The sequence below is a fragment of the Jiangella anatolica genome (genome assembly GCF_003236295.1).
GTDB classification, from domain to species: Bacteria; Actinomycetota; Actinomycetes; order Jiangellales; family Jiangellaceae; genus Jiangella; species Jiangella anatolica.
On sequence record NZ_POTW01000087.1, the window covers coordinates 1 to 17253 of the forward strand.

The following is a 17253-nucleotide window of genomic DNA, read 5'->3' on the forward strand; positions in this document are numbered from 1 at the left end:
ACAACCATGGTGGTTGCCTCCTCTCACCTGATCAGTGACGGGACGGTTGGACCGGCCGGCGGACACATCTCAGTCGGGGCGACGCCACGCTCCTATCAAGTCACGCCGGCCGGTCCTTCACACCCCGATGCCGGCAAAACGCATGAAGACCAGACCAACAGTCGGCAGCCACGCTACGAGCCAGACACCAAGGCGATCAGGATCCAACCAGCCGCGAAAACAGCGGCGACATCACCCTGACACTGACGCCACGCTAGACCCGCACCGGCGCCCCGGCTTGGACGAATGGGAACGGTCAGTACAACCCGAGGTCGACGGCGCGCAGCGCGAGCAGCAGGTCGGCCCGGATCAGCTGCTCCGGCCCGTCCACCTCCAGCAGGGCGGCGACCCGCCGCAGCCGGTAGGACACGGTGTTCTCGTGCACCGCCAGCCGCTCCGCCGTCCGCCGCACCGACAGCCCGGTCGACAGATACGCCCGGACGGTGTCGATCAGCTGCCCGTGCCCGGCCAGCGGCGCCAGCGCCCGAGCCGCCAGCCGGCGCGCGTCCAGAGGGTTGTCGATCAGCATGATGTCCGCGATGACCTGGTCGAACGGGACGACGACGCGATCGAGGCCGGCCCGCCGCCCGGCCTCCAGCGCCGCGACCGCCTCCCGGCAGGAGGCCGCGGTCTCGCCCAGCCGGTCCCGTGGCTCGCCGAGCCCGATCACCGTCCCCGCCGCCACCCCCGGACGGCCCGCCGCCCGCGAGAGCATGTCGCCGAGGCCCGGCAGGTCCGGCAGGACCAGGAGGATCGTCGCGTCCTTCGAGCCGACCAGGATCCGCGACCTCAGCCGCGGCCGCAGCACGTCGAGGATCTCCCGCTGCGCCCGAGCGAGCCGCAGCGGGTCGTCGTCGGGACCACCACCCACCGCGACGGCACGATGGGGCACCTGGGCGGCGACGCCGATCAGCCGGGCCCGTTCCTCGACGTGCGCCGGGTCCAGCGGTTCGCCGCCGGCCAGCCGGGACACCAGGTCGGTCGCGATCTGGTCCAGGTGCGCCGCCGCCTCGCTGCGCGTGCGCCGGTACGCCTCCGTCGACACGCCGATCATGACGTCGACCGCGGCGGCCAGCAGCCGGGCCAGCCGTGTGTACTCGTCGGGCGGCATCGGCGGACCGGCCGCCACCAGCTGGTCCAGCAGCCGCCGCTCGGCCGAGTGCCACGACGCCACGACGCCCTCGATCGGCACGCCCTGCACCGCGCGCCGTTCGCCGAGCTCGGCCGCCGGCGTCACCTCGTCCGGCCGTGGCCCGCGGTTCTCCGCGACCGCCACCAGCAGCGCCCGCAGGTTCGGCGTCACGACGCCGACGAGGTCGTCGAGGTCCATCCGGGCGTCGTCGTAGCCGGGCAGCCGCTCCCACACGTCGCCGACCAGCGACTGCGCCACGTCGGAAACACGGCCGAGAAGAACTTCGGCCCGTTGTGTCAGATCCACAAAACGTAGTGTGTCAACTTCCGGAGATACCCCATAGAGCGACGGACGAATTGTGGACAACATGGCACCCCAACAGGCACCGGCCACAGAAGGGGAGGCAACCGTGAGCACCGAGCGTGACACCACAGCCGTCCAGAGCACGGTGGCCCAGGACATGGAGGACCATGCGCTCGAGCCGGTGCCGGCCGACCGGCGCAAACCGCTGATCCAGCTGATCGTCGTCCAGATGGGCTGGAACATCAGCGTCAGCAGCTTCCTCGTCGGCGGGGTCGTCGGCGGCGGCACCACGCTGACCGAGGGCCTGCTGGCGATCCTGCTCGGCAACGTGCTGCTCGCGATCGTCGCCAGCCTGGTCGGCATGGTCGGCTTCCGCACCGGCCTGACCAGCTATCTCACGTCGCGCGCCGTCTTCGGGACGCACGGCGCGGTGATCGTGTCACTGTTCCTCGGCGTCGTCGCGATGGGCTTCATCGGCGTGCTGATGGACACCTGGGGCGTCGCGGTGAACCAGCTGATCCCGGAGATCCCGAAGTGGGCGTTCATCGTCGCGTTCAGCGCGGCGATCCTGACCACGGCGATCTTCGGCTTCAAGGGCCTGCACCGCTACTCGGCGATCGCGGTGCCGGTCCAGGTCGCGATCGCGCTGTTCGCGCTGGTCCGCATCGCCGACCTCGACGGCGGGTTCGGCGACGTCGTCGACTACGAGCCCGCCGCCCCGATCGGCTTCTCCGTCGCGATCGGCGCCGTCATCGCGACGTGGGTCACCGGCGCCGCGCTGGTCGGCGACGTGCAGCGGTACGCCGTCCGCCCCCGTGACGTCGTCATCTCCAGCTTCTGCGGCTTCGCGGTCGGCGCGGCGATCTTCGAGACCATCGCGACCGTCTCGGCGATGAAGGTCGGCAACAGCAACTTCGTCGTCGTCATGCAGGGCCTCGGGCTGCTGGCGCCGGCCGCCATCATGCTCTTCCTCGCTCTGTGGAACACCGCGGACAACAACATCTACTCGGCGTCGCTGGCGTTCACGAACGCGTCGAACACGCTGGGCCTGAAGATCGCGAAGCCGGTGTGGACGGTGGCGGCGGTGCTGATCGCGCTGCTCATCGCGTTCGCCGGACTGGCGTCGGAGTTCCAGCGGTTCCTCGGCGTGATCTCGGTGGTGGTGCCGCCGTTCGCCGGCGTGCTGATCGCGTACTTCTGGGTCGTGGTCCGCCGCTGGGACGCTACCGAGCTGCTGCGCACCGCGCCGTCGGTCCGCTGGGAGGCGCTGGGCTGCTGGGTGGCCGGCGCGCTGATCGCCCGGTACGGCGACCTGCTCATCGCCGACGCGATCGAGGGCCTGGTCGCGGGCTTTGTCCTGTACGCCGTCGTCGGCACCGCGATCACCCGCTGGCGGACGGCTCCGGCACTGGAGGTGCGGTCGTGAGGTTCGGACTCGGCGTGCCCACCGGGACCGAGGGGCTGATGTACCCCGTCCCGTACGCGGACATCGACCAGGCGGTCGGGCTGGCGGTGACGGCGGAACGGCTGGGCTTCGAGTCGATCTGGGGCAACGACCACCTGACGACGCAGCGCTACGTGCGCGCCGAGTTCGACCAGGCGCCGCGCTACTACGACCCGTTCGGCTACCTCAGCTACGTCGCCGCCGTGACCGACCGGATCCGGCTGGCGACGGCGGTGATGGTGCTGCCGTTCCGCCACCCGGTTGTCGCCGCGAAGCAGGCCGCCACGCTGGACCAGCTGTCGCACGGACGGGCCGTGCTCGGCGTCGGCATCGGCGCCTACCGCGAGGAGCTGGAGGCGGTCGAGCCGGGCCGGAAGGTGCACCGCGGCGAGCACGCCGAGGAGGCGATCCCCGCGCTGCGGGCGCTGCTGACCGAGCGGAACGCGTCCTTCCACGGCGACTGGGTCGAGTTCACCGACGTCGAGAGCTTCCCGAAGCCGTACCGCGAGCGGCGCCTGCCGATCCTGTCCGGCGGCAACTCGCCCGGCTCCCGGTCGCGGGCGGCGAGGCACGGCGACGGCTGGCTGCCGGCCTGTCTCACGCCGGACGAGGTCCGGGTCGCCCTGAGCGACATCCGCGCCGAGGCCGCCGAGCACGGCCGCGAGCTGCCGGCCGACTTCGACGTGGCGCTGCAGGTCGCCGTCAGCGTCGCGCCGACCCGCGAGGAGGCCTGGCGGCGGTTCGAGTCGTCGCAGGTGTTCAAGCATCTCGCGTCGCTGTCCAGGACCACCTTGAAGGACCAGGGCGTCGGCGACCTCGCCACCCGCAACCTCATCGGCACCCCCGACGACGTCGCCGCGCAGGTCCGCGCCTACCGCGACGCGGGGGTGACGACGCTGGCCGGCCTGCTGTTCGCCGTCGACACCGTCGAGGAGACGACCGACGCGATGACGGGGTTCAGCGAGACGATCATCGCCGCCGAGACGGAGGGCCGCCGATGACGCCCACGAAACCGACGATCGACACCGCCGCGCTCGCCCGGGACCGCCTCGCCCGGCTGCGCGCCGGGCTCGCGGAGCAGCCGTACGACGCGATCGTGCTGACCGAGCCGGAGAGCGTCCTCTACGCCACCGGCTACCGCAGCATGCCCGGCCAGGTGTTCCGTACCCATCGGATGGCGGCGCTGGTCACCGTCACCGACCTCTGGCTGGTGGCGCCGGCGGCAGACGTGCCCGCCGGCGCCACCGTCGTGCCCGTCGACCGGATCTCGCCGTTCGGCCGGTTCTACGTCGAGTCCACGATGCCCGACCCGGTCACCGAGGTCGCCGACCGGCACGACGGGCTGGCGCCGGCGCTGGCGGCCGCGGTCGCGACGCTGCCGTCGTCGGCCCGGCTGGCGGTCGAGACCCGCGACGTGCCCGCCGACGTACTCGCGGCCTGCGGCGACGTGGTCGAGGACGGCGCCGGCCTGCTGTTCTCCGTCCGGTCGCGGAAGCTGCCGGCCGAGGTCGAGCTGCTCGCGTACGCCGCCCAGCTGGCCGAGGCCGGCATCGACGCCGCGCTGGCGGCCGCCGGGCCGGGCACCACCGAGGCCGAGCTGGCCGCCGTCGTCGCCGGGACCATGGTGGCCGGCGGTGGCGACCCGCGCTTCGTCGTCGCGCTCACCGGCGAGCGGTCCGCGCTGGCCGACGCCGTCCCGTCGCAGCGCGCGTGGAAGCCCGGCGAGATCGCCCGGTTCGACGTCGGCTGCGTCGTCGACGGGTACTGGTCCGACATCGGCCGCACCGCGGTGCTCGGCGAGCCGTCCGCGCGGCAGCGCGACGTCTACAGCGCCGTGCGCGCCGGCGAGGACGAGCAGCTCGCGGCCGCGCGGCCCGGGCTCTCGGCAGCGGAACTGTTCGGGATCGGCCTCGACGCGGTCGCGCGCGGCGTGCCCCGGTACCGTCGGCAGCACTGCGGGCACGGGATCGGCCTGTCGATCTACGAGCCGCCGATCGTCGCGCCCAGCGTCGGAACGGAGCTGGCCGAGGGCATGACGCTCTGCTTCGAGACGCCGTACTACGAGCTGGGATGGGGCGGGATGATGGTCGAGGACGCGGTCGTCGTCACCAGCGGTGGCGTCGAGCTGCTGACCCGGTCCGGCCGCGACCTGCGGGTGGTGGAGGCGTGACGTACACCCGCACGCTGGCCTGTCTGCGCTGCTCGGCGGCCTATCCGGATCCGTCGCTGGAGCTGGTCGGCCGCGGCTGCCCGGCCTGCGAGGCCGACGGCGTGCCGTCCAACGTGCTGCCCGCGTACGACCTCGCCGGCCTGGGCGCGGTGCCGCTGTCCGACGCGGAGCCCGGGCTGTTCCGGTACCGGTCGCTGCTGCCGCTGGCCGCGGACACCCCCGCGGTGAGCCTGGCCGAGGGCGCGACGCCGGTCGTCGGCCTGCCCGCGACGGCGGAGCGGCTCGGCGTCGCGTCGGTCGTCGTCAAGGACGAGACCCGCAACCCGACCTGGTCGTACAAGGACCGGCTGGCGGCGGTCGCCGTCACGAAGGCGGTCGAGCTGGGCATCGACACCGTCGTCGTCGCCAGCACCGGCAACCACGGCGCGGCCATCGCGGCCTACGCGGCCCGGGCCGGGCTGCGCTGCGTCGTGCTCACGGTCGCCAGCGTCCCGTCGACGATGAAGACGTTGATGCAGGTGTACGGCGCGTCGGTGGTCGCGTTGCCGGAGCCGCGGCAGCGGTGGACGCTGATGCGCGAGCTGGTCGAGAAGTTCGACTGGCTGGCGATGTCCGGCCACGCCGACCCGCCGGTGGGCTCCAACCCGTACGGCGTCGACGGCTACAAGACGATCGCCTACGAGCTGGTCGACCAGCTGGCGGCGGCGCCCGACGTCGTCGTGGTGCCGACGGCGTATGCGGACGGCCTGGTGGGCGTCGCGCGCGGCTTCGCCGACCTCGTCGCACTGGGCGTGCTGGAGCGGTCGCCGCTGATGGTCGCGGCCGAGCCGTTCGGGCCGCTCGCGGCGGCGCTGGCCAGCGGGTCCGAGATCGCCGGGCCGGTGCCGTACCAGCCGTCGGTCGCGTTCTCGACCGCGTCCCCGGTCGGGACGTTCCAGGGTCTGACGGCGCTGCGCTCGACCGGCGGCTCGGCCGTCGCCGTCCCGTCCGACGACGTGATCCTCGCCGCCCAGCGTGAGCTGGCCGCGTCCGCCGGTCTCTACCAGGAGGCCGCGTCGGCGACGGCGTGGCCGGCGCTGGCGGACCTGGAGCTGGCCCCGGACGCGTCGGTCGTGGTCATCGGCACGTCGACGGGGCTCAAGGACGTGGGCGCGACGGCGGCCACGCTGCCCGAGGTGCCGGTGATCGAGCCCTCGGCGGACGCGCTGCTGGCCGCGATCGAGTCCTGATGCGGCTGGCGTTCTCGCTGTCCGGGCACCGGCCGAGCCGGTCCGCCGTCGCTTCCGCCGTCGCCGCCGAGGAGGCCGGGTTCGACGAGGTCTGGGTCACCGAGGACTATGTCGAGCGCGGCGCGTTCGCGCTGGCCGGCGCGATCGCCCAGGCGACGTCGTCGGTGCAGGTCGGGATCGGTGTGGTGAACCCGTGGACCCGGCATCCGGTCGTGCTCGCGATGGAGTTCGCGACGCTGGACGAGCTGAGCGGCGGCCGGGCGCTGGCCGGGCTCGGCGCCAGCAACGAGCGCTGGATGACCGGCCAGCTCGGCATCCCGTTCGACCGGCCGCTGAGCCGGCTGGCCGAGTCCGTCGACGTCGTGCGCCGGCTGCTCTCCGGCGAGCACGTCCGCCATTCCGGGCCCGCGTACACCGTCGACGCCGCGCTGTCGTTCCACCCGCTGCGGCCGGACCTGCCCATCGTGCTCGGGGTGAAGGGGCCGCGGGCTCTGGACCTCGCGGCGCGGACGGCGGACGGTGTGCTGCTGTCGATCCTGGCCGGGCCGGACTACGTGCGGGAGGTGCGCTCCCGCGTCGGCCCGTCGGTGCGGCTGGCCGGCTACGTCGGGCTGTCGGTCGACGACGACGCGACGGCGGCGCGGGACCGGATCCGGCCGATGGTCGCGCAGTTCCTCGGCATCCACGGCGACCACCTGATCACCCGGTCCGCCGGGCTGTCGCCGTCCCTGTGCGCGGACTTCCGGGCCGGACTGGTCGCGGGTGTGCCACGGGTGGACCTGGTCACCGACGACCTGCTGGACCGGCTGGTCGCCGCCGGAACGCCCTCGGAGGTGACGGCCGCGTTCGACCGGTTCGCCGCCGCCGGCTTGGACGTCGCCGTCGTCCGCGACGACCCCGGCGTGGACCCGGCGGACATTCTCATGATCATCAACCTTCTGGGTCGTGGGCACGACACAGAAGGTTGATGATCATGGGGCTTACAGGCCCAGGCGAGCCTTGAGGCCGTCCAGCTCGGCCCAGAGCAGCGTCGGCAGATGGTCGCCGAACTTGTCGAACCACTCGGCGATGCCCGGCACCTCGGCGCGCCACTCCGCCGGGTCGACCTCGAGGCACTTGGCCAGCTGCTCGGCCGTCAGGTCCAGCCCCGACGTGTCCAGCGACTCCGGCGTCGGCACGTGGCCGATCGGCGTCTCCGTCGCCGCCACCAGGCCTTCCAGCCGCTCGACGACCCACTTGAGGACGCGGCCGTTCTCGCCGAAGCCCGGCCAGAGGAAGCCGCCGTCGTCGTCGCGGCGGAACCAGTTGACGTAGAAGATCTTCGGCAGCTTGATCGCGTCGGCGTCCTTGCCCATGGCGATCCAGTGCGCGAAGTAGTCGCCGGCGTTGTAGCCGATGAACGGCAGCATCGCCATCGGGTCCCGCCGGACGACGCCCACCTGGCCGGTCGCCGCCGCCGTCGTCTCCGACGAGAGCGTCGCGCCCATGAAGACGCCGTGCGTCCAGTCGCGCGCCTCGGTGACCAGCGGGATCGTCGTCCGGCGGCGGCCGCCGAAGAGGATCGCCGAGATCGGCACACCCCGCGGGTCGTCGTACTCCGGCGCGATGATCGGGCACTGCTCGATCGGGGTGCAGAACCGCGAGTTCGGGTGCGAGCTCACCTCGCCGCTGTCAGGTGTCCAGTCGCGGCCCTTCCAGTCGGTCAGGTGGGCCGGCGGCTCGTCGGTCATGCCCTCCCACCAGATGTCGCCGTCGTCGGTGAGCGCGACGTTGGTGAAGACGCTGTTGCCCTTGGCGATGGTGCGCATCGCGTTCGGGTTGGTCTTCCAGCCGGTGCCGGGCGCGACGCCGAACAGGCCGAACTCGGGGTTGACGGCGTAGAGCCGGCCGTCGTCGCCGAAGCGCATCCAGGCGATGTCGTCGCCGAGCGTCTCGACCTTCCAGCCCGGGATGGTCGGCTCCAGCATCGCCAGGTTGGTCTTGCCGCAGGCCGACGGGAACGCGGCGGCGATGTAGTGCACGGCGCCGTGCGGCGCGGTGAGCTTGAGGATCAGCATGTGCTCGGCCAGCCAGCCCTCGTCGCGGGCCATGGCGCTGGCGATGCGCAGCGAGTAGCACTTCTTGCCCAGCAGCGAGTTGCCGCCGTAGCCGGAGCCGTACGACCAGATCATCCGCTCCTCGGGGAACTGGGTGATGAACTTGGTCTCGTTGCACGGCCAGGCGACGTCCTGCTGGCCGGGCTCCAGCGGCGCGCCGACGCTGTGCAGGCAGGGCACGAAGTCGGCGTCGTCGCCCATCGCCTGCAGGACGTGGGCGCCCATGCGCGCCATGATCCGCATCGACACCGTCACGTAGGGCGAGTCGGTCAGCTCGACGCCGAACATCGGGTTCGCCGCGGTCAGCGGGCCCATGCAGAACGGGATGACGTACATCGTGCGGCCGCGCATCGAGCCCCGGTAGAGCTCGGTCATCTCGGCCTTCATCTCGTTCGGGTCGCGCCAGTTGTTCGTCGGCCCCGCGTCCGCCTCGTTCACCGAGCAGATGAACGTCCGCTCCTCCACCCGCGCGACGTCGGTCGGGTCGGTCCGCGCCCAGAACGAGTTCGGCTTCTTCTCCGGGTTCAGCCGGACGATCGTGCCGGCCTCGACCAGCTCGTCGGTGAGGGCCGTCCACTCCTCGTCGGAGCCGTCGCACCAGTGGATCCGGTCCGGCTGGGTCAGCTCCGCGACCTCGCGGACCCAGGCCAGCAGGCGGGAGTGGGACGTCGGCGCGTCGTCGAGATCGAGATCGGATCCGGGTTCGGCGAACGTCGTCATGAAGCGGTCACCCTCTTCGTGTCGGTGCGCGCAGTCGGCCCTGCGGCGCGTTCCGAGTATGCGGAAGCGACCCGACCTCAGGCCATTCGGAGACGGGCGGTGTTCCGCGGGGATGCTCTGCACGCTAGGAGCGGCATCTCAGGTACTGGAACCGACACTGGGGTGATCAGGACCACACAGGGTGCTAAAATTCGGGACAAATCAGACACAGGTCCGTACCTCACCTGACCAGTTCGGGCGGGAGGTACGGACCAGCGGGCCGTCAGATCAGTGTGCCGCCGCGGACGACGGTGCGTGCTTCTTCCGTCCACAGCAACGAGGCGTCGGCGAACGGATCGCCGTCGAACAGGATCAGGTCGCCGGCGGCGCCTGGGCCGATCCGGCCGAGGTCGTCCCGGCCCAGCAGCTGCGCGTTGACCGACGTGGCCGAGCGGAGCGCGTCGAGCACGCCGAGCACCTCGGCCTGCAGCCGCAGCCCGGCCAGTTGGTCGTCCTCGAGATCGCCCATGAGGTCGGTGCCGAAGCCGACCCGGACGCCGGCGTCGCGCGCCAGCTCGATGGCGTGCTTGCCGGAGTCGAGCACCTCGCGGTTCTTCGCCTGCGAGATCGGGTTCAGCCCCAGCGCCTCGCCGCGCCGGTCCAGCGCGTCGTAGGCCGCCAGCGTCGGCACCAGGAACGCGTCGTGTGCGGCCATCAGCTTGGCGGTCGCCTCGTCGAGCAGGTTGCCGTGCTCGATCGAGCGGACGCCGTTGGTGACGGAGTGCTCGATCGCGGCCGGCGAGTACGCGTGCGCGGTGACGTAGGAGCCGCGGCGGGACGCCTCATCAGTGATCGCGCGGACCTCGTCGGCGCTGTACTGCGGCCGGTGGATCGGGTCGGTCAGCGAGATCACCCCGCCCGACGTCATGATCTTGATCGCGTGCGCGCCGCGGCGGAACCGCTCCCGTACCGCCGTCCGCACCGCGTCGACGCCGTCGACCACCTCGGACATGTGCGAGTGACCGACGCACAGGTCGTGGTCGCCGGGCCGCGGGTCGCCGTGGCCGCCGGTCTGCGAGAGCGCCGGGCCGGTGTAGAAGTAGCGGGGCGCCGCGATCAGGCCCTCGTCGACGGCGCGGGCCAGCCCGGGGTCGCCGCCCGCGACGTCGCGGACCGTCGTGAAGCCGCGGCGCAGTGCGTTGTTCAGGCGCTGGGCCGCCTTGAGCGCGACGTAGCTGAGTGGGCTCGACTCGATGCCAACCATGTCCAGCCCGACGCCGTACGCGTGGCAGTGCGCGTCGATCAGCCCCGGAACCACGGTCCCGCCCCGCGCGTCGATGGTGACGGTGTCGCCGTGCGCGTCCGCGGCGGCCGCGTCCGCCGTCGCCGCGTCGACGAAGACGCCGTCGACGATGTGGAGGTCGCCCTCGGTCAGCTCGGCCGAGGAGCCGTCGAAGATCCGTGCGTTCGTGATGGTCAGGCTGGCCGGCTGCTGGCCCATGGGCGGTCACCCTTCTCGTCGGTCGGTGGCATGTCACACGGTATCGGCGTCGATTTCGGCCTGGTCGCTCGGACCGGTACACTCTCTCTTCGTTGCGCCCGTAGCTCAACGGATAGAGCATCTGACTACGGATCAGAAGGTTAGGGGTTCGAGTCCCTTCGGGCGCGCACCGTGAAACCCCAGGCCATCGGCCTGGGGTTTCTCTCTCCCGGCGGCCGGGTCAGCGGTCGGGCGGGGTGAAGTCCCAGGTCTCGCCGAGCGGCAAGGGTCCGTCCACCAGGAGCTTGACCTGGCCGAGCAGGTACTCGGTCATCGCCGCGACCGAGTAGTCCGCCCAGCCGATTTCCCACCCGATCGCCAGCCGCCGCGCCGCCCATGACCGGCACTCCTGTAGTTCCGTGCGCCAGCCGGCCGGCAGCCCGGCAGGGTCGTCCAGCACGAGGTCGACCGCCGTCAGCACCGTCGCGCCGATCGGATGGGCGGCGCGGTCCCGATAGGGCGGCCTCGTCGGCCAGTCGGCGTGCTCGTCCCCCAGCAGCAGGCGTCGTCTCCCAGCAGCAGGCGTCGTCCCCCAGCAGCAGGCGTCGTCCCCCAGCAGCGTGGTCGTCCGCCAGCAGCGCGGTTGTGCGCCAGCCAGGCGTGCTCGGCGGCAAGCCGGCCGTGGGATCGTCCCCCAGCGGCGTGCGTCGTCCCCCCAGCAGCTTGATCGTCCGCCAGCCACGCGTGCTCGTCGGCAAGCCGGCCGCGGGATCTAGCGGGCCGGCCGTCAGGACCAGGCGCCGGCCGCGGCCGCCTCGCGCACGACATCGCGGAAGTCGCGGGCCGGCCGGCCGAGGACCTTCTCGACACCGTCGGACAGGTAGGCATCGATGCCGCGCCGCAGCGGACTGACCATGACCGCGTATCCCTCGGCATCGTCGGGCGCCCAGCCTTGGTCCACGAGCTCGCGGACGAAGTCGTCGTGGTCGACGTGGGCGTAGCGGACGTCGCGGCCGGACGCCGCCGCGATCTCGGCGACCGCCTCGGCCAGCGTCACCGCTCGGGGCCCGGACAGCTCGTAGGTCGAGCCGACGTGATCGTCCTCGGTCAGCGCCGCGACCGCGACCGCGGCGATGTCCTCCGCGTCGACGAAGCTCGCGGCGCCGTCACCGCCCGGCAGGCGCAGCTCACCGGCGAGGACCGCGTCGCGGAAGAAGCCCTCGCTGAAGTTCTGCGCGAACCAACCCGGCCGCAGGATCGTCCAGTCGACGTCGGCCGCCCGCAGCGCCGCCTCGCCGTCGACGTGGGCGTTGCCGGCCATCCACTCCGGCGGCAGATAGTCGGGCACGTCGACGCCGCGGCCTGAGAGCAGCACGATCCGTTCGACGCCGGCGCGGATCGCCGCCGCCACGAACGGCCGGGTGAGCTGCGCGCCGTCGTAGGGGACCACGAACGCCGCGCGCACGCCGTCGAGCGCGGCCGGCCAGCTCGATTCGTCGGTCCAGTCGAACGGCGGAGTGCTCCCGCGACCGGCCGGTCGCACAGGGACGTCGAGGTCGCGGAGCCGGGCGCCGACTCGGCGGCCGATCTTGCCGGTAGCTCCGGTGAGCAGAATCGTCATGCCATCAAGCCAACCTCCTGCCTCATGGACGATGAATGGTCTCGGCGCTCTGATCCATGTGCCGTCGTCTACGCTGTGAGCGTGGATGCGCTGACCGAGTTGCTCGACGGAGTCCGGGCCCGTGGCGCACTGGTCGGGCGGACGGTGCTCGGCCCCCGCTGGCCGGTGCGGTTCGCGATGGACGCCGAACTGACGCTGCTCGCCGTCGTGCAGGGCACGACCTGGGTCACGCCGCCCGACGGCGATCCAGTACCGGTCGGCGCGGGCGACGTCGCCGTCCTGCGCGGGCCGGAGCCGTTCACCGTCGCCGTCGATCCGTCCGCACGTCCCGGCGAGGCGATCCGGCTGACCGACTACTGCGCGTGGAGCGCCCGGGCCGGGGCCGCTGGCCGGACCTGCGACCCCGGCGCCGACGGCGACACCGTCGTGCTGACCGGGATTTACGACGGCGCCGCCGGGATCAGCGAGCGGCTGCTCGACGCGCTGCCGCAGGTGCTGGTCATCGCCGACGCCGACTGCCCCTGCCCGATGCTGCAGTTCGTCGCCGACGAGATCGCCGACGAGCGGCCCGGTCAGCAGGTCGTGCTCGACCGGCTGCTCGACCTCATGCTGGTCTCGACGCTGCGCGGCTGGTTCGACCGGCCCCAGGCGCGGGCGCCGCACTGGTACCGGCGCCTGGACGACTCGCCGGTCAGTCGGGCGCTGCGCCTACTGCACGACGATCCCGGCCGCGCCTGGACGGTCGCCTCGCTCGCCGCGGCGACCGGGGTGTCCCGGGCGCTGCTGGCTCGCGACTTCACCGCCCAGGTCGGCGAGCCGCCGATGAGCTACCTCACCGGCTGGCGGCTCGCGATGGCCGCCGACCTGCTGCGCGAGACCGACGCGACGATCGAGGCGATCGCTCGTCGGGTCGGGTACGGCAGCGCGTTCGCCCTGAGTGCCGCGTTCAAGCGACGCCGTGGGCTGACGCCGTCGCAGCACCGTGCGACCAGCCGCCGGACGCCGGAGCCGAGCACCGCCGTGAGCTGACCCGTCACGGCGCCGCGCGACAAGCGCCAGCCTCCAGCGCCGCCGTCACACCTGGATCACGCGACGCCCACTCGCTCCGAGCGACCGCAGCCGTCACCACCCCGCAGACCGGTGAGACCGACAAACCGACGAACCGACAGACCCAGCGAACCGGCGGGACCAGCAGACCGGCGGGACCAGCAGACCGGTGGCCCGGCGAGACCAGCAGACCGGTGGCCCGGCGGGACCGACAGACCAGCGGGACCAGCAGACCAGCGGGACCGCACAGCGAGCCAGTAGTTGGAGCGCCGCCGCAGACGGACGCCTGTCACGGTGCCGTGGGCCGGCCACGCGTCGCGGACGACGCGGCGCGTAGCCGGCCGCCGGCGGCGGCGGCGTGGTCATTCCATGGGCACCACCTGCCTGACGGCGCAGGCGGTTCGGGTGAGGTCGCGGAAGTCGAGTTGCTCGCCACCACCGAACACGCGGACCGCGACCCCGGGTGCGGCCAGCCAGAAGAGCTCTCCGATGTCGGCGAAGCCGGGTCCGTCGGGATGGGCGAACGCTGTGGTCGCCCAGGCGGCCGGATCGCGCTCGAGATACTCGACCAGGAACTCGCGCAGTGCGGACTCGTCGGTGAACGACGGACTGCGCATGACCGTGACCTGCAGATCGACCCGGTAGGACTCGTCGGGATAGGGACCGGACTCCCAGACCCGCGACCGGAAGCCGACGTCATCCAACTCGTACTCGAAGTCGGTGACCATCGGGCCGATGCCGGGCGGGACCCAGCCGAGCAGGAAGCCGTCGAGCCACTGCCGATGCCGGTGCGGCGGCGCGGGGCGACACACGGCGGGCGGGACGGTCCGCGCGGTCAGCGGCGCAGCGCTGGGCGACGAGCTGGTGGGCGAACGTCCGGCGGACGGCGGATCCAGCGACGGCGAACTGACGGACGCGGCGGCCGCCGACGCTAGGGCGACAGCCGCAAGACCAGCCGTCGACGAGGCGGTCGCCGACGCCGGGGCGGCGGCCGCAAGGCCGGCCGCGGACGATGCGGCGAGCGCCGATGGGGCTGCGGCCGTTCCGCTCGCGACCAGTGCGGCGATCGCGACACCACTGACGGCGGCACCCTTGATGAGCTGCATGAACGGAGTCCTCTCACTCGATGACCATGAGCCGGCAGAACCACGGCGAGACCTCTGCGGGACCCGCCGCGGCCACCCGGCCGGACTCCTTGATCATTCGTCGATCGGCCGCACGCACGCTGCCGCCGAACCCCGAAATGTGGACAACTCAGGGAATCGGTGTGGGCTGTGGACAAGGCTGTCCGCGTGGCGGCTCACCGGTCGCGAACCGGAGGCGGTTACGATCCGCTGTGATCGACATGTCTTTGGGGGGAGGCGACGCCGCGGGCGCACGTGAGTCCGCGCCGCCTCGATGGGTGCGGGAGTAGGGAATCGATGCCGCTGACGCTGCGCTATGCCGCGCGCTCCGACGTCGGCCTGGTCCGGGAGGGTAACGAGGACTCCGGCTACGCCGGCCCTTACCTCCTGGCCGTCGCCGACGGCATGGGCGGCCACGCAGCGGGGGAGGTCGCCAGCCGGGCGGCCATCGACGAGCTCCTCAACGCCGACCAACTGCCCGACGGTGACCCGATCGACGTGTTGTCGGCGGCCGTCAGCGCGGCCAACGGCCGGATCGACGACATGGCGCGTGCCGATCCGTCCCGCGCCGGCATGGGCACGACGTCGACGGCGCTGCTGTGGAACGGCGTCCAGTTGGCGCTCGGCCACATCGGCGACTCACGGGCCTACCTGCTGCGCAACGGATCGCTGACGCAGATCACCAGGGACCACACCTTCGTCCAGTCCCTGGTCGACGACGGCCGCATCACGCCGGAGGACGCCCGCGAGCATCCCGCGCGCTCCGTCGTGACGAAGGTGCTGCAGGGCCAGTCACCGATCCACCCCGACTACTCGATCATCGACGTCCAGGCCGGCGACCGCGTGCTGATCTGCAGCGACGGCCTGTCGGACGTCGTCACCGACCAGGAGATCGAGTCGGTCCTGGCCCGCGCGCACACCGTCGACGAGGCCGCCGACCAGCTCATCGCGACGGCCCTCGACGCCGGCGCGCCCGACAACGTCACCGCGGTCGTCGGCGAGCTCGTCGAGGCCGACGAAGCCGACGCGAGCGGAGCCGCGGCCACCGTCGCCGCGGCGTACATCGTCGGATCCGCCGCCGAGGACCTCCAGGACGCCCAGCCGTCGGAGCACCAGGAGGATCCCGAGGCCATGCGCTACGCGCCGCGGGCCCGGCGACGGCGACGGCGACGCTGGTTACGGCCGGCGATCACGGTCGCCGCGGTGATCGTGGTCGGCTGGGCCGGGCTGACGTACGCCAACGGCTGGGTCCGCGACCAGTACTACATCGGCACCAGCAACGGGCAGGTCGCGATCTACCAGGGCGTCCGGCACGAGCTCGGCCCCGTCCACCTGTCCGAGCTGTACACGGTGCCCGGCGGCCTGCCCTTGGAAGCGCTGCCCACCGTCTACCGCCACGAGGTCGACGCGACGATCGCCACCGATGACCTGGACGAGGCGGAGCAGGTGATCGACACGCTGCGGCTGCGCGCCTGCCGGGCGCACGACAGCCAGACGGCGCCGGCCGGCGACGGGACAGCGGCCGACGAGGGCGACGAGAGCGACGGGGCGTTCCCCGGCCTGCTCTGCTCGGAGTGACGACCGCGAGACCCACCACGACGCTCGGCGGGAGCGGACGCCGGAACGGACCGCCCTGAGAGCGCTCGGCCGGACCGGGAGGAGCAGGCCGCCCACGGCTTGGCCGGCGTGCACCCCCGGCGGGCGCCTCGGCCGGGCGCACCCCCGGCGTGCACCCCCGGCCGGCGTGCCCGTCGTGCGGCGCGACTCGAACGTGGCGGCGGGCGCCCCCGGCGGGCGCGCCCGGCCTGCGCTCCGGCCGGCGTCCCCATCAGACGAGAACCACCTTGCCCGTCGTGCGGCGGGACTCGAGGGCGGCATGGGCCTCGGCCGCGTGCTCGAGCGGGAAGCGCTGCACCGACGGGATCAGCCGGCCGGCCGCGGCCTCGGCCAGCGCCCGTGTCTCCAGCCCGCGCAGGAACCCGGGCCGGCCGAGCTGGTGACGGCTGATCGGCCAGGTCGCGGTGAGCGCGCGCTCGACGAGGTCGGTGGAGGTGAACGCGAGCAGCTCGCCGGACGACCAGCCGAACATCACCAGCCGCCCGCGGACGCCGAGCAGGTCCATCGCCGCCCGCCCGAGCGAGCCGCCGACGCCGTCGAGGACGACGGTGAGCTCGCGGTCGCCGAGGGCGGCGCGGACCCGCTCCGGCCAGCCCGGCGCCGTGTAGTCGTGCGCGTGCTGGGCGCCGAGCGCACGGACCCGCGCCACCTTCTCCGGGCCGCCCGCGACCCCGACCACGACGGCGCCCGCCGCACGGCCGGCCTGGACCAGCAGGCTCCCCACCCCACCCGCCGCGGCGGTCACCAGCACGACGTCACCAGCACCCAGGTCGGCCGCATCCAACACACCCACCGTCGTCCGCCCCGTCCCGATCATCGCGACCGCCGCATCGAACGACACCGAGTCCGGCACCACGTGCACCGACGACGCCGCCACGACCGCCAGCCGCGCGTATCCGCCGCCGGCCGGCCCGAGGTGTGCCACGACGCGCCGGCCCAACCACGCGGCGTCCACGCCGGAGCCGACCAGGTCCACGACGCCGGCCACCTCACGGCCGGGGATCGACGGCAGCGGCGGCAACGGCAGCGGCCCACCGCCGCGACCCGCCCGCAGCGTCGTGTCGATCAGGTGCACGCCGCTGGCCTCGACGGCGACGCGGACCTGACCGGCGGCCGGCTCCGGCGCGGGCGTCTCCTCGTACCGCAGGTTCCCGGCCGGGCCGAACTCGTGCAGACGGATCGCGTGCATCCCAGAACCCCTCGCGCTGGCTTCACCAAACTGTCGTCGCTACGCTAGAACCTCAATCAAAGT

The 17253-nt window shown here is 72.8% G+C and carries 15 protein-coding genes and 1 tRNA gene; 9 read left to right on the plus strand and 7 right to left on the minus strand.

Features of this window, described 5'->3' with window-relative positions; translation table 11 throughout:
- On the plus strand, positions 1 to 240 hold a 240-nt coding region (locus C1I92_RS35060), incomplete at its 5' end, for a hypothetical protein (protein ID WP_233507259.1).
- 55 nt (positions 241 to 295) lie between these two features.
- On the opposite strand, the gene C1I92_RS25910 is transcribed toward C1I92_RS35060, so the two are convergent.
- Complete coding sequence (locus C1I92_RS25910; RefSeq protein WP_111257529.1) at positions 296 to 1429, minus strand: PucR family transcriptional regulator; 1134 nt, start codon at positions 1427 to 1429, stop codon at positions 296 to 298.
- A 151-nt stretch (positions 1430 to 1580) separates the two neighbouring features.
- Here C1I92_RS25910 and C1I92_RS25915 point away from each other — a divergent pair, with 151 nt between their 5' ends.
- From C1I92_RS25915 to C1I92_RS25935, 5 genes are read left to right on the plus strand one after another with little or no spacing between them, the layout of a single operon-like run.
- Positions 1581 to 2900, plus strand: coding sequence for a purine-cytosine permease family protein (locus C1I92_RS25915; protein ID WP_158564285.1), 1320 nt, complete (start codon positions 1581 to 1583; stop codon positions 2898 to 2900).
- Positions 2897 to 3919: an LLM class flavin-dependent oxidoreductase gene (locus tag C1I92_RS25920; RefSeq protein ID WP_111257531.1), complete on the plus strand. Its 1023-nt coding sequence runs from the start codon at positions 2897 to 2899 to the stop codon at positions 3917 to 3919. Before C1I92_RS25915 ends, C1I92_RS25920 begins: the two co-directional genes overlap by 4 nt.
- Positions 3916 to 5088, plus strand: a complete 1173-nt coding sequence (locus C1I92_RS25925; RefSeq protein WP_111257532.1) for a M24 family metallopeptidase — start codon at positions 3916 to 3918, stop codon at positions 5086 to 5088. Before C1I92_RS25920 ends, C1I92_RS25925 begins: the two co-directional genes overlap by 4 nt.
- The gene (locus C1I92_RS25930) at positions 5085 to 6317 is read left to right on the plus strand and encodes a threonine synthase (protein WP_199521595.1); all 1233 of its coding nucleotides are present in this window, start codon (positions 5085 to 5087) and stop codon (positions 6315 to 6317) included. The genes C1I92_RS25925 and C1I92_RS25930 overlap by 4 nt, the downstream gene beginning before the upstream one ends.
- Positions 6317 to 7285, plus strand: a complete 969-nt coding sequence (locus tag C1I92_RS25935; protein ID WP_111257533.1) for an LLM class flavin-dependent oxidoreductase — start codon at positions 6317 to 6319, stop codon at positions 7283 to 7285. Before C1I92_RS25930 ends, C1I92_RS25935 begins: the two co-directional genes overlap by 1 nt.
- Before the next feature lie 12 nt (positions 7286 to 7297).
- Here C1I92_RS25935 and C1I92_RS25940 read toward each other — a convergent pair whose 3' ends face one another.
- Both C1I92_RS25940 and C1I92_RS25945 read right to left on the minus strand, forming a co-directional pair.
- Positions 7298 to 9133, minus strand: coding sequence for a phosphoenolpyruvate carboxykinase (GTP) (locus C1I92_RS25940; protein WP_111257534.1), 1836 nt, complete (start codon positions 9131 to 9133; stop codon positions 7298 to 7300).
- 262 nt (positions 9134 to 9395) lie between these two features.
- On the minus strand, positions 9396 to 10613 hold the full coding sequence (locus tag C1I92_RS25945; RefSeq protein ID WP_111257535.1) for a metal-dependent hydrolase family protein: 1218 nt from the start codon (positions 10611 to 10613) through the stop codon (positions 9396 to 9398).
- Positions 10614 to 10707: 94 nt separating this feature from the next.
- Here C1I92_RS25945 and C1I92_RS25950 point away from each other — a divergent pair.
- A tRNA-Arg gene (locus C1I92_RS25950) sits at positions 10708 to 10780 on the plus strand.
- A gap of 53 nt (positions 10781 to 10833) precedes the next feature.
- Here the strand turns inward: C1I92_RS25950 and C1I92_RS25955 are convergent.
- A complete protein-coding gene (locus C1I92_RS25955; protein WP_111257536.1) occupies positions 10834 to 11073 on the minus strand; it encodes a hypothetical protein in 240 nt (79 codons plus the stop codon).
- A gap of 306 nt (positions 11074 to 11379) precedes the next feature.
- Positions 11380 to 12213 (minus strand): NAD(P)H-binding protein, encoded by an 834-nt coding sequence (locus C1I92_RS25960; RefSeq protein WP_111257537.1) that lies wholly within the window; start codon positions 12211 to 12213, stop codon positions 11380 to 11382.
- Between the two features lie 81 nt (positions 12214 to 12294).
- Between C1I92_RS25960 and C1I92_RS25965 the strand changes: the two genes are divergently transcribed.
- Complete coding sequence (locus C1I92_RS25965; protein WP_111257548.1) at positions 12295 to 13242, plus strand: AraC family transcriptional regulator; 948 nt, start codon at positions 12295 to 12297, stop codon at positions 13240 to 13242.
- Between the two features lie 380 nt (positions 13243 to 13622).
- Here the strand turns inward: C1I92_RS25965 and C1I92_RS25970 are convergent, their stop codons facing one another.
- Entirely contained in the window at positions 13623 to 14366 is a 744-nt protein-coding gene (locus C1I92_RS25970; protein ID WP_111257538.1) for a hypothetical protein, read from the minus strand.
- 315 nt (positions 14367 to 14681) lie between these two features.
- On the opposite strand from C1I92_RS25970, the gene C1I92_RS25975 reads away from it, so the two are divergent.
- Positions 14682 to 15962, plus strand: a complete 1281-nt coding sequence (locus C1I92_RS25975; RefSeq protein WP_111257539.1) for a PP2C family protein-serine/threonine phosphatase — start codon at positions 14682 to 14684, stop codon at positions 15960 to 15962.
- 250 nt (positions 15963 to 16212) lie between these two features.
- Here C1I92_RS25975 and C1I92_RS25980 read toward each other — a convergent pair whose 3' ends face one another.
- Positions 16213 to 17190 carry a zinc-binding dehydrogenase gene (locus tag C1I92_RS25980; protein ID WP_111257540.1) on the minus strand — a complete coding sequence of 326 codons (978 nt, stop codon included), beginning with the start codon at positions 17188 to 17190 and terminating at the stop codon, positions 16213 to 16215.
- Positions 17191 to 17253 lie beyond the last annotated feature (63 nt).